Source organism: Solidesulfovibrio carbinoliphilus subsp. oakridgensis, from assembly GCF_000177215.2.
GTDB lineage: Bacteria > Desulfobacterota > Desulfovibrionia > Desulfovibrionales > Desulfovibrionaceae > Solidesulfovibrio > Solidesulfovibrio carbinoliphilus.
Genome location: NZ_CM001368.1, coordinates 306,552 through 319,171 on the forward strand (window position 1 = coordinate 306,552; position 12,620 = coordinate 319,171).

At 69.2% G+C, this 12,620-nt stretch carries 9 protein-coding genes; 1 reads left to right on the forward strand and 8 read right to left on the reverse strand.

Annotated features, from left to right (window positions below; genetic code table 11):
- Window positions 1-2: 2 nt before the first annotated feature.
- From nuoI to lhgO, 8 genes are all read right to left on the reverse strand, one after another.
- Entirely contained in the window at window positions 3-566 is a 564-nt protein-coding gene (gene nuoI, locus DFW101_RS01335) for an NADH-quinone oxidoreductase subunit NuoI (protein ID WP_009179737.1), read from the reverse strand.
- 11 nt (window positions 567-577) lie between these two features.
- Window positions 578-1,567 carry an NADH-quinone oxidoreductase subunit NuoH gene (nuoH, locus tag DFW101_RS01340; protein WP_009179738.1) on the reverse strand — a complete coding sequence of 330 codons (990 nt, stop codon included), beginning with the start codon at window positions 1,565-1,567 and terminating at the stop codon, window positions 578-580.
- 3 nt (window positions 1,568-1,570) lie between these two features.
- Window positions 1,571-3,991 carry an NADH-quinone oxidoreductase subunit NuoG gene (gene nuoG, locus DFW101_RS01345; protein WP_009179739.1) on the reverse strand — a complete coding sequence of 807 codons (2,421 nt, stop codon included), beginning with the start codon at window positions 3,989-3,991 and terminating at the stop codon, window positions 1,571-1,573.
- On the reverse strand, window positions 3,979-5,343 hold the full coding sequence (locus DFW101_RS01350; RefSeq protein ID WP_009179740.1) for a complex I 51 kDa subunit family protein: 1,365 nt from the start codon (window positions 5,341-5,343) through the stop codon (window positions 3,979-3,981). Before DFW101_RS01350 ends, nuoG begins: the two co-directional genes overlap by 13 nt.
- Window positions 5,334-5,834, reverse strand: coding sequence for an NADH-quinone oxidoreductase subunit NuoE (gene nuoE / locus DFW101_RS01355; RefSeq protein WP_009179741.1), 501 nt, complete (start codon window positions 5,832-5,834; stop codon window positions 5,334-5,336). The genes DFW101_RS01350 and nuoE overlap by 10 nt, the downstream gene beginning before the upstream one ends.
- Before the next feature lie 100 nt (window positions 5,835-5,934).
- Entirely contained in the window at window positions 5,935-8,307 is a 2,373-nt protein-coding gene (locus DFW101_RS01360; RefSeq protein ID WP_009179742.1) for an NADH-quinone oxidoreductase subunit B/C/D, read from the reverse strand.
- Window positions 8,304-8,723 carry an NADH-quinone oxidoreductase subunit A gene (locus tag DFW101_RS01365; protein WP_009179743.1) on the reverse strand — a complete coding sequence of 140 codons (420 nt, stop codon included), beginning with the start codon at window positions 8,721-8,723 and terminating at the stop codon, window positions 8,304-8,306. The genes DFW101_RS01360 and DFW101_RS01365 overlap by 4 nt, the downstream gene beginning before the upstream one ends.
- 153 nt (window positions 8,724-8,876) lie before the next feature.
- Window positions 8,877-10,073 (reverse strand): L-2-hydroxyglutarate oxidase, encoded by a 1,197-nt coding sequence (gene lhgO, locus DFW101_RS01370; RefSeq protein WP_009179744.1) that lies wholly within the window; start codon window positions 10,071-10,073, stop codon window positions 8,877-8,879.
- A 198-nt stretch (window positions 10,074-10,271) separates the two neighbouring features.
- Here lhgO and DFW101_RS01375 point away from each other — a divergent pair, with 198 nt between their 5' ends.
- Window positions 10,272-12,611 (forward strand): GGDEF domain-containing protein, encoded by a 2,340-nt coding sequence (locus tag DFW101_RS01375; RefSeq protein WP_268743547.1) that lies wholly within the window; start codon window positions 10,272-10,274, stop codon window positions 12,609-12,611.
- Window positions 12,612-12,620 lie beyond the last annotated feature (9 nt).

The following is a 12,620-nucleotide window of genomic DNA, read 5'->3' on the forward strand; positions in this document are numbered from 1 at the left end:
TCCTAGGGAAGAATGCTTTTGACGTCCACGGGCTCGTCCTCGCCGATATGTTCGCCCTTGGGGCCGCCGGCCGTCACCCCGGCGTGGGCGTAGAAATCGTAGGCCGGGTCCTTGCCGCCGTGGCTGACGAGCAGGTCTTCCTTTTCGTAGACGAAGTCCGCGATGGCGTCCTTGGAAAAGGCGAATTCGGGCGTCAGCTGGATGGCCAAGGTCGGGCAGGCCTCCTCGCATAGGCCGCAGTAGATGCAGCGGGCGAAATTGATGCGAAACCAGGCGGCCTGCCTCCGGCCGTCCGGCCCTTCCTCGGACTGCATGGAGATGCAGTTGACCGGGCAGACGCCGGAGCAGAGGTAGCAGGCCACGCACCGCTCCCGGCCGTCGGGCGAGCGGGTGAGGATGATGCGGCCGCGCGTCCGGGCGGGCAGGGGGCGCTTGTATTCCGGGTACTGCTCGGTGACGGGCTTTCGGAACAGGTGGGTAAGCGTCGCGGCGTAGGAGCCGGCCAGTCCGGCCACGCCGTCCAGGACCTCGCGCACGAGGCCCGGTTTGTTGCGTTCGTCTTCCATGGCGGCTCTCTTTACGCCCCGGCCGCGAGGATCGCGCCGGTGACGAGGATGTTGACCAGGGCCAGGGGCACGAGGACCTTCCAGCCGAGACCCATGAGCTGGTCGTAGCGCAGGCGCGGCAGGGAGGCCCGGGTCCAGATGAGAAAGACCGGTACGGCCAGGACTTTTATGGCCAGCCAGAGGATGGGCGGCAGAAACGGCCCGTGCCAGCCGCCCAGAAAAAAGACGGCCGTGATGGAGCCCAAGAGGATCATGTTGACGTATTCGCCGACGTAGAAAAGGGCGAAGCGCATGCCGGAGTATTCGGTGTGGTAGCCGGCCTGCAGTTCGTTTTCGGCCTCGGGCAGGTCAAAGGGGATGCGGTTGGTTTCGGCCAGGGCGCTGATGATGAAAATGACGAAGGCGACGGGCTGGATAAGCGCGAAGGGCAGGCCGGCCTGGGCGGCCACGATGGCCGAGAGGTTGAGCGATCTGGTCAGCATGACCACCGGGATGAGCGACAGGCCAAGGGCCAGCTCGTAGCTGACCATCTGGGCCGCGCCCCGGATGCCGCCAAGGAGGCTGTACTTGTTGTCCGACGTCCAGCCGCCAAGGGCGATGCCGTAGACGGCCAGGGACGACAGGGCGACCAGGACCAGGAGCCCCACGTCGGTGTCGACCAGGACCTGGGGCACGGGGTGGCCGAAGAGGGTCAGGCCGTCGCCAAAGGGCACCACGGCGAAGGCGAGGAGCGCCGCGCCCGCCACGATGGCCGGGGCGACGAGGAAGATGCGGCGGTCCACGCCGTCCGGGATGATGTCTTCCTTGAGCAGCATCTTGAGGCCGTCGGCGATGGGCTGGAGCAGGCCGAAGAGTCCGACCCGGTTCGGGCCGTAGCGGACCTGGAACCGGCCGAGGAGCTTTCGCTCGATCAGGATCATGTAAGCGGCCAGGCCGAAGACCACGGCCAGGACGACCGCCATTTTGACCAGCATGACGCCGACGCCCAGGAGGATGTCCATGGCCTATTTCCTCCTCAGGCCGCACGGGCCGAGGGTCGCGGGCAGGATCGAAAATTGCGGCAATCGGGGCACGACCACCACGCCCCGGGCCATCCGCCGGCTGGTGCGGACCCGGACCGGGGCCAGCCGGTCGCCGGCCTCGAGAAATGCGGCCACCCCGTCGGCAAGGCCCAGGGCGGCGGCGTCGTCGGCGTGCAGGAGCACGACCCCATCCGTGTCGGCTTTCCCGGCCAGGGACACGGCCAGGGGGGCATAGCGGCCGAACGCCTCGGTGCCGAAGAGGGCGTCATCGAGGATCACGGCCAGTCCCCCGCCGGCCGGGAAGGGGGCCGGCTGCCCGGAGGGGCCGGTCGGACCGGTCGGCGCGGCTTCGGCCTGGAGACGGCCGTAGTCCGGCCGCAGGCCTGCCTCGGGCAGGGCCGCGAAATCGACGCCCGCAAGGGCCGCATTGCCGGCGGCCAGGGCGGCCAGCGGCGTTTGCCGCCAGGGGAGCCGCAGTTCGCCGGCCAGAGCGGCGCACAGGACCTGTCCCGGGCGCGGGTCCGTGCCGGGAAGGGCGCGGTCGTAGGGGCGCGGCGGATGGCCGCCCTGGCCGTCGAAAAGGACGGGCAGGCCCGGGGCCTGGACCGGGTCGGCTTGCTGCAGCCGGCCTTCGTTGTTGACCAAAATGCCGCCGGCCTCGAAGATCGTGGCGGTTGGCAGAAAGACGTGGGCCCGGGCCACGGTCGGGGTCGGCAGGTGGTCGCAGACGACGAGGGTTTCGAGCCGGTCGAGGAGGGCGGCCAGCCGGGGAGAGACGGCGAAGCAATCGGCCTCGGCCACGACAAGGGCCTTTATCCGGCCGGCCTCGATGCCGTCGGCCAGGTCGTCGTGGGTCGGGGCATCCGGGCCGGCGATCAGGGCCGCGCCGGCGGCGTTGGGGCCGGAGAGGACCGGAAAGAATCCGAACCGGCCGCCGTCGGCCAGGGCGGCCACCGGCCCGGCCAGGGCCGGGCCGAAGACCAGGGCCGGGCGGCTGGCCGCGGCAAAAGTCTGGGCCGCCTTTTCCAGCACCGGCCACAGTTCCGGGGCAAAGGGCAGGCGCTTTTGGGCCTGGGTGGCGGCCTCGGCCGCCGGGCCGGCCAGGACGGCCAGCACGGCCGGCAGGTGTCTCGGGGCCACGGGCAGGTGGTCGAAGGGGAGCGGCAGGGACACGGGCCTCGGGTCGGCCACGACCACGGCGGCGTTCTGTTGGCGGACGGCCTGCCGCAGGGCGAGCGCCAGCATGGGGGCGTCGAACAGCGGGGATACGCCAAGGCACAGGATGGCGTCGGCCTGGGTGAGATCGGCCATGGACCGGGCCCGGTCCGGGGTCAGGACGGCCAGCGTCTCGCCGACGGCCGCCTGACCGTCCCGGGTCGGGAAAAAGGCCGGTCCGGTCCAGCCGGCGGCTTTGGCCAGGGCGGCCAAGGCGGCTTGCGTTTCCATGGAGGAGCGGACCGAGCCGGCCACCCCCACGGCGGCGGGTTCGTGGCGGGCCACGGTCTCGGCCAGCCGGCCGGCGGCCAGGCACAGGGCGTCGCCGAGGCTGGCTGGCCGGCCCTTGATGACCGCCTGCCGGGGCCGGGCCGGGTTGGACTCGAAGCCGCTCGAAAACCGGCCCCGGTCGCACAGGAAATAGCCGTTGACCGCCGCGTTGGGCCGGCCCTCGATGCGCAGGACTTGCCGGTAGCGGGACAGGGCCACGGTGTTGCAGCCAAGGGAGCAGTGCGGGCAGACCGACGCCGACCGCTCGCATTCCCAGCGCCGGGACTTGTAGCGCGCGGGCTTGTCGGTCAGGGCCCCGGTCGGGCAGATGTCGGCCAGGTTGCCGGCAAAGGGGCTCTCCAGGGGGCCGTTTTCGAAGCGGCCGAAATAGACCCGGTTGGCGTTTTGCATGGGTCCGAAATCGAGGTACCCGGCGTAGTCCTGGTAGAACCGGGCGCAGCGGTAGCAGTGGATGCAGCGGTTCATCTCGTGCTGCACGAAAGGCCCCAGGTCCTGGTCCAGGTAGGTCCGCTTGCGGCCGGGCCAGCGGCGAAGGCCGTGGTTGGCGGAAATGGTCTCGTCCTGGAGCAGGCAGTGCCCGCCCTCGTCGCAGACCGGGCAGTCGTGGGGATGGCTGATCATCAGGAGTTCGGCCACGTGGCGGCGAAAGGCCACGGCCTCGGGATGGAAGGTCTCCACCACCATGCCGTCCGTGGCCGGAGTCATGCAGCTCATCTCCAGTCCCTTGACCGGGCCGTCCACGAACATCACCGCGCACATCCGACAGGCCCCGGCCACGGAAAGGGCCGGATGCCAGCAGAATCGCGGGATCATGATGCCAAGGGCCTCGGCCGCCTCCAGGACCGATTTCCCCTTGGCCACGGTGACCGGACGGCCGTCGATGATCAGATCGGGCATTGGTCCTCCGGACACAGCGTCGGGCCGAAGTTGGCGGGCCGGGTGCCGCAGGCCTTGCCGCGAAGGGCGGGCGGGGGGTTGCCGAAGGGACACCGCTTCTGGCGCAGGTGCTCGCGGACCTCGGCCTCGAAGTGGGTGAAAAGGCTCAAAAGCGGTTCGGCCGCGCCCGGGGCGAAGGCGCAGTAGGCGGACAGCATGGCCTTGCCCATGTCCTTGATCATGTCGATGTGCTCTTCCCGGCCCTCGCCGCCCTCAATCAGGCGCAGCAGGTCGCGTACGTAGGGCAGGCCCTCCCGGCACGGGGTGCACCAGCCGCAGGACTCGCGGGCGAAAAATTCCATCAGATTGAGCGTGGCCCCGACCAGGCAGGTGTTCTGGTCGAAGACTATGATCGAGGCCGTGCCGAGCCGCTGGCCGGCCTTGCGCATGGGTTCGAAATCCATCTGCAGGTCAAGGTACTTCTCGGGCATGAACGGCGAGGAGGCCCCGCCCGGGATGACGGCTTTGATGACCCGTCCGGGCGGCATGCCGCCGGCGTGGTCGAAGATGATTTCCCGCAGCGGCGTGCCGATCGGCAGCTCGTAGCAATCCGGCCGGACCACCCGACCCGAGACGGAAAAAAGCTTGGTTCCGGAGCCGGTTTCCGAGTGGGCGAGCCCCTTGAACCAGGCCGGGCCGTTGGCAACGATGCCGGGCAGGTTGGCCAGCGTCTCCAGGTTGTTGACGATGGTCGGGCAGTCCCACAGCCCCTTGACGCTGGTGCGCGGGCCGCCCTTCCTGGGATTGGGGCGAAGGCCCGAAATGGCCTTGATCTGGGCCGAGGCCTCGCCGCATATGTAGCGGCCGGCGCTCCGGTGGATGTGGATGTCGAAGGAAAAATCCGAGCCCAGGATGTTTTTGCCGAGAAGTCCGTTGTTCCGGGCCACCTGCGTTTCGCGCTCGAGCAGCCGGGCGTCGGCCTCGTAGGACGGCCGGATGAAGCAGATGCCAAGGGTGGCCGAAACCGCGTAGGCGCACAGGATGATCCCTTCGATGACCAGATGCGGGTCCACATTGACCAGCACCCGGTCCTTGAAGGTGCCGGGTTCCATCTCGTCGGTGTTGACCACCACGTAGCGCGGGCCGACGTAGCCGGCCGGGATGCCCTGCCACTTGCGCCCGGCCGGGAATCCCGCCCCGCCCCGGCCGCGCAGGTCCGCGTCGAGGACGATCTGGGTGACCTCGGCCGGGGTGCGCTTGCCGATGGTGGCAAAAAGCGCTTCGTAGCCGCCGCCGGCCCTGTATTCGTCAAAGGTGGTCGGCCGGCCGTAGTGGCGGTTTTTGAACAGCACCAGCGGCGGGGTCACTTGCACCGGATGTCCTCCTCGGTGGTTTGGGCCCGCAGTTCGTCCAGGATGGCGTTGATCTTCTCCGGGTGCAGCCGGTCGTAGAAGCGGCCGTTTATGAGCATGGTCGGGGCGTTGTGGCAGTTGCCGATGCAGGCCGCCGGCAGCACCGTAAAAAGGCCGTCCTCGGTGGTGCCGCCCGGGGGGACGCCCAAGGTGCGGCAGAGGTAGTCGAAAATGGAGTCCTGGTGGAACATCCAGCAGACCACCGAGTCGCAGACGTGGATGACGTAGCGCCCGACCGGCCGGCGGTAGAGAAAGTCGTAGAAGGTGGCCAGGGATTCGAGTTCGAGCGTGGTCATGCCGAGAAGCCTGGCCGCGTATTCCATGGCCTCGTCGCACAGGTAGCCGTAGTGGCGCTGCAGGGCGTACATGACGTCGATGGCGGCCTCGCGGGTCCGCTCGGCCGTGGCCACCATGCCGCTGAGGTCGGCCACAAGTTCTTTGGGAAGTGCCATCGTTATGCCTCCGGCGGCCAGGGCTCTGCCCTGGACCCGCCGGGGGGGATCATCCCCCCCGGACCCCCTGGAAAGGGACGAATGGATAATGGGTGCGGCGTCATCGGTCGATATCCGGCAGGATGTAGTCGAAGGAGGCCAGGACGGCCACGAAATCCGCAATGCGCAGACCCTCGGCGATCAGCGGCAGGGTCTGGATGTTGGCGAAGCCCGGGGTGCGGATGCGCATGCGGTAGGCGTGGCAGCCGCCGTCGGACACGACGTAATAGCCCTGCTCCCCGCGCGGGGCTTCCGTCGCGGCATAGGCCTGGCCGGCCGGCAGGCGCGGGCCCCGGGTGACGTTCACGAAATGGTGGATAAGGCTTTCGATGTCGTTAAGGGCCTCGGACTTCTGGGGCAGGCTGTAGCGGACGTCTTCCGAGAGCCACCGGCCGGACGGCATCCGGGCGGCCGCCTGCTCGACGATGCGAAGGCTTTCCCGCATCTCGTCCATGCGCACGAGATAGCGGGCATAGCAGTCGCCCGCGTCCCGGGTCGGCACGTCGAAATCGAAGTCCGCGTAGGCGCCGTAGGGCATCGTCTTGCGCCGGTCGAAGGACACGCCCGTGGCCCGGAGGTTCGGGCCCGTCATGCCCCAGTCCACGGCGTCGGCGGCCGCGATGCAGCCGACCCCCTGGCACCGGGCCTTGAGGATCGGGTTTTTGGTCACCCCGGCGTGGTATTCCTTGAGCCGGCCCGGGAAGATCCTGACGAACGCGTCCACCATGTCCTTCCAGCCCTCGGGCAGGTCCGCCGCCATGCCGCCGATGCGCAGCCAGGCCGGATGGAGCCGGCCGCCGGTTATGGTCTCGATGATGTCGAGGACCATCTCGCGCTCTCGCAGAGCGTAGAAGATGGGGCTCATCATGCCGAGGTCCTGGAGAAAGGTGCCGAAATACATGAGGTGGTTGGAGATGCGAAAGAGCTCCGACAGCATGACCCGGGCGTAGGCCGCCCGGGGCGGCACGGTGATCCCGGCCAGGGTCTCCACGGCGGTCACGTAGGACAGGTTGTTGGCCACGCCGGAGAGGTAGTCCACCCGGTCGGTGTAGGGGATGAACTGGTGCCAGGTCTGGCGCTCGCCGATCTTCTCCACGCCCCGGTGGTGGTAGCCGATGTCCATGCCAAGGGCTTTTATGCGCTCGCCGCGCATGGCCAGGACATAGCGGAAGATGCCGTGGGTGGCGTAGTGGTGGGGCCCGAAATTAAGCAGATAATCCCCGGCGTCGGCCCGCTTGCCGAGGATCTCCCGGGCGTCCACCGGTTCCAGGCGGGCGCAGTCGGCCCGGAGGAACGGGGCCCGGCCGGTGGCCCGGCCCTCGTACTCCTTGCGCAGGGGATGGCCCGTCCAGTCGCGGTGGGTCAAAAGCCGCCTGGGGTCCGGATGGCCCGTGAAGGAGAGGCCGAACATCTCGGCCGCCTCGCGCTCGTACCAGTCGGCCGAGGGCCACAGGCCCGTCGCCGTGTCGATGGCCGCGTCCCGGGTCGGCAGCGGACAGGAGAGCCGGACCATGCCGGGCGTGGACAGCGAGGTCAGGGTGTAGACCACCGTGGCGTCGTGGCCCGGCCGGTCCCGGCGGGCCGTCTCGTCGATGGCGGTCAGGTCTTCCAGGCGCTCGAACCGGGTCGGGGCCTTGTGCTTCAAGTGGGCGAGGACTTCGATGATCCGCGACGGGGCCACCACGTAGGTCGGCATGTCGCCGGCATCGGGCGTAAGCGTGATGTCCGGGCCGAACACGGCGGCCAGATCCGCGGCCACCACCTGCTGGTCGGGCCGCAGCGTCGTTCGGGGCGCCGGCGGCGTCCACATGATTTCGGCCCGGGAACCCCAAAAGCGAGGTTCGGTGGCGGCCGTGCCCCGGATGGGGATGCCGGCGTAGCCGGGACCGCGCGTGTCCCGGGATTTGCTCACGTCCTCGACCAGGAAGTCGCGACGTCCGCCTTCGTTGCCGCCGGACAGGTGCAGCACCGGCCGGGTCGGCTTCTCCCCGGCCGCGATCTTTTTTTGCAGCAGCAGCAGGCCGTCGAACAGGGCTTCCGGCCGGGGCGGGCAGCCCGGGATGTAGACGTCCACGGGCAGGATCTGGTCCGTGCCCTGGACCACGGAGTAGACGTCGTACATGCCGCCGGAATTGCTGCACGAGCCCATGGAGATGACCCACTTGGGGTCGCTCATCTGCTCGTAGAGGCGAAGGGCCACCGGCGCCACCTTGGTGAACAGGGTGCCCGAGACGATGAGCACGTCGGCCTGCCGGGGCGAGCCCCGGAAGACTTCCGAGCCGTAGCGGGCGATGTCGTAGCGCGGCCCCCAGGCCGTGGCCTCTTCCACGAAGCAGCAGGACAGGCCGAAGAAAAAGGGCCAGATGCTGTTTTTGCGGGCCCAATTAATGATGTGATCCGTGGGCCGAAACAGGGCATCGAGCGGTTCCGTCACAGGCCCTCCTCCTCGTCCCAGTCCAACCCGCCCTTGCGCCAGGCATAGGCCAGGCCGAGGCCGAGGACCACGATGAAAACGGCCATGCGCAGGTAGCCGGGCAGGCCGAGCTCGGGCCAGGCCACGGCCCAGGACACGATGTAGGCGGTTTCCACGTCAAAGATGAGGAAGAAAACGGCCACCAGGAAAAAGGGGACCGGGTAGCGGAACCGGGCCGGGCCCGTCGGCAGGATGCCGCATTCGTAGGGGCGCTGCTTGTCGGGATTGGGCCGGCGCCGGACCAGGAAGCCGGACAGAAAGAGGATGGCGGCCAGAAGCGCCAGCACCACCGCGAAAAAGACGACCAGCGGCAAGGCGCCCGGTTCCCAGGGCGAAAAGGCGGCGGCCAGAGGGGCGTAGGAGGGCGTCGGCTGCATGCTGCCTCGTGTCGGACCGTTTTTCGGCTTCGGATGCGGGCCAGACAGGGTTGATTGCAACCCATGGTACCCGCAACCGGTTTTTTTGCAACCGTTTCGGCCGGCAAACCGGCGACTCGGCCGGCCGGGGAACCCGTTTTCCGAGGGTCCGGCTCAGCCGGCCAGCCCGGCCAGCCGGTCGGCCAGCCAGGGGGCGAAGGCCATGGAGGCGGTGAAGGCCGGGGAGATGGCTCCGAGGACGTGGAGTTCGCGCGGGCCCTCTTCCGGCACGAAGTCGGAAACGAGCCGGCTCGCTTTGACGTCCACGAGCTGGGGGCGGATGCCGACCTTGTCCGACGGAACTACGTCTTCCGGCTTCAGATCGCGCAAGAGCCGCGAGGCGTCGGCGAAGAAAGGCGCAGACAGGTATTTGCGCGGTTCGGACAGGGCCACCGAGCGGAAACCCGGGTTGACGGCGAAAAGGAGGGCGTCGCGAAGGAGGATGGAGGCGGCCTCCAGGTCCAGGCCCGAGAGGAGGCCGTAGTTCTCCCGGCCAAAGGCCGGAATGGAGGTCGGGCCGATGGAGACCTCGCCGGACAGGCTGCGGGTGAAGTGGATCCCGAGAAAGGGGTTCCTGGGGTCCGGCACGGGGTAGATGTTGCCGCGGACCAGCCGGGCCGCCTGGGGCCGCAGCTTCCGGTAGACGCCCTTGAAGGGCACGAGCCGGTAGTTCCGGCCAAGGCTGAAGGCGTGGGCCAGCTTGTCGGCATAGGCCCCCGCCACGTTGGCCAGCCGTTGGTATTCGATATCCCCGGCTTGGGTGGCCAGGACCCCCGGCCGTTTGGGGCCGACGGCCCGGGTGTTCCACAGGATGCGGGCCCGGCCCGACATTTCCACGTCCCGGGCCAGGGCGGCCAGGATGGCCTTGGGATCGACCACGGCCGTTTCCGGGGAAAAAAGGGCCTGCCCGGCGGTCCGGGCCTGGGGCTCGATTTCCGCCAGTTCCCGTTCGTCCACCAGCCGCACGGTGGCGCCGTTGGCGAGAGCCCGGTCGCGAAGGGCGATAAGTCCCGGCAGCTCGGCCTCGCTGCGGGCCACAATGACCTTGCCGCACCGGGAAAGGGGCAGGCCGCGTTCCAGGCAGTAGGCCTGCATGAGGCGGTTGCCGGCCAGGCAGGTCTTGGCCCGCAGGGTGTCCGGGGCGTAGTAGATGCCGGCGTGGAGCACGCCGCTGTTGCGTCCCGAGGCGTGGCGGCCGGGCCCGGCCTCCTTGTCAAGCAAGACAATGCCGTCCCCGCCCCGGGCCAGCAGTTCCCGGGCCAGGGTCAGGCCGAGGATGCCGGCTCCGACGATGACGGTGTGGGCGCGCATGGGGACATGCTAGCCCAAACGCGTTTCCGGTCAAGCGGGGAGCGCGGCGCGCGGTTGCGTCCGGCGGCCGTGTCACCCAATCGTCATGGAAACGTCGGGGGGGCGCGGCCACGGCCGGGCCCCGTTCGGGATAGCTGGACACGGTTTGGCCGCTGGGCCGGGGAGACTTCCCGAGGCAGGTTTATGTTAAGGACGCCTATGCAGTTTTCACCGCGTTTGGAACAGGGCTTCATTCCCGAAGCCGGCATGCCGCGGGGGCGCCATGTCCCGGAACTCCTGCGGGGGCCGCGCCGGGAACTGGTGGCCGGCCATGTGGGCCGGGGCGGGTTTCTCGGCCTAGTCCTCCTGCAGATCCACGATTTCTCCCTCCTGCGTCGGGTTTTTCGGCCTGAGGTGGCCGAGGCCCTGGCCGAGTCCCTGGCCGGGGAGGTGGACCAGGTGGCCCGGGAGCGCCTCTCCGGTTTTCCGGTCTGCTTTGTGGAGACCCTGGAGCCGTCGCGGGTGCTGGTGGTACTCGGCGGGCAGGCCGCCGTCCCGGAGGAACTCGAACGCACGGCTGCGGCCCTGCGCCTGGAGGCCCGCAGCCGCCTGCGCGAGGCCTCGGTCCGCCTGACCGGCCAGGATCCCGAGATCCGTTGCGGCGCGGCCCAGGTCCTGGCCCAGGGCGTGGCCGGCTTGGACGTGGCGCTGATCGCCGCCCTGGCCGAGGCTTCGCGCCAGGCCGGCCACGCCGGGGGCAAGACCGTGGCCCCAGCCCTGCGGGAATTCCGGGAGATCCTCGAACTCGGCCGGGTCCGGGCCGTGTACCAGCCCATCGTCAACCTGCGTTCCGGGTCGGTCTTCGCCTGGGAGGCCCTGGCCCGGGGGCCGGCCGGCACCACGCTGGCCTCGCCGGCCATGCTCTTTGACGTGGCCGAGGAGGCCGGGGCCATCTTCGCCCTGGAAAAGGTCTGCCGCGAGGCGGCCATCCGGGGCTTCGCCCCCAGGGAGCAGGGGGCCAAGCTTTTCTGCAACGTCCACCCGCGCACGCTCCTCGACCCGGCGTTTACCCCGGGCGAGACGCGCCGGCTGCTCGACAAGTACGGCATGGAGCCGCGCGAGGTGGTCCTCGAGATCACCGAGCGCCATAGCGTCAAGGATTTCAACCTCTTCCACCGCACCCTGGCCCACTACCGCGACGCCGGCTACGGCGTGGCCGTGGATGACGTGGGCACGGGCTACTCCGGGCTCGTGTCCATCGCCGAGATCCAGCCGGATTTCATGAAGATCGACATGTCCCTCGTGCGCGGCATCGACACCAACCCGGTCAAGCGGGCCCTCCTCGAAACGCTCTTGACCTTTGCCGACAAGGTGGGCTGCCGCATGGTGGCCGAGGGCATCGAGACCGAGGCGGAGCTGGCCTGCCTCATCCGGCTCGGCGTCCATTTCGGCCAGGGCTATTTCCTGGGCCGGCCGGCCGACGCGCCGAGCCAGCCCGGGGAGGCCTGCCGGCTGGCCATCACCCGGGGGGCGAGCCAGGCCGCCGACGGCTCCAAGTGCTCCCTGCCCATAAACGACCTGGCCGAGCGGCCGCACCAGGTGCCGCTCGCGGCCACGGTCGGCGAGGTCAAGCAGTTTTTCGACGGCAACGAGGACATCCACGCCGTGGCCGTGGTCGAGGCCGGCCGGCCCGAGGGGCTCATCATGAGCCACCACCTGGACAGGCTACTCAGCTCCCAGTACGGGCTGGCCCTTTTCCTGCGCCGCGACGTCAGCCGGATCATGGACTGTTCACCCCTGGCCGTGGAGTGGGACACGCCCGTGGAAGTGGCGGCCCAGGCGGCCATGGCCCGGGACCGGGACAAGCTCTACGACCCGATTCTGGTCACCTGCCGGGGGCGGCTTTCCGGCATGGTGTCGGTGCAAAAGATCCTCGACACCCTGGCCTGCGTCCAGGTGGAGATGGCCAAGGGGGCCAATCCCCTGACCGGGCTGCCCGGCAATGTGGCCATTGAGCGCGAGATCGCCAGAAGGGCCGAATCGGCCCGGCCGACCTCGTTCATTTACGCCGATCTGGATAATTTCAAGGTCTTCAACGACGTTTACGGCTTCCAGGACGGGGACAAGGCCATCCTCATGACCGCCCGCATCCTCGGCGAGGCCCTGGCCGCCCACGGCGGGCCGGACGACTTCGTCGGCCATGTCGGGGGCGACGATTTCGTGCTCCTGTGCCAGGCCGACTCCGTGGACCCCGTCTGCGAGGCCGTGGTCCGGGCCTTCGCCGCCGCCTCCCCGGCCCTTTACAGCGCCGAGGACCGGGAACGCGGCTACATCGAGGGCCAGGGCCGCGACGGCCGGGAGGGCCGCTTCGACCTGCTCACCATCTCCATCGGCGTCATCGACTGCGCTTTTGCCGTGCCCGTGACCATGGACGAGCTGGGCCTGCGGGCGGCGGCGGTGAAAAAATACGCCAAATCCCGGCCCGGCAACTCGTTCGTGCGCGACCGCCGGGCCCCGCTCGGGCTGGTCGAGGAAGAAGCGCGGCCGGCCAGGGCGTAGGGAAGATGC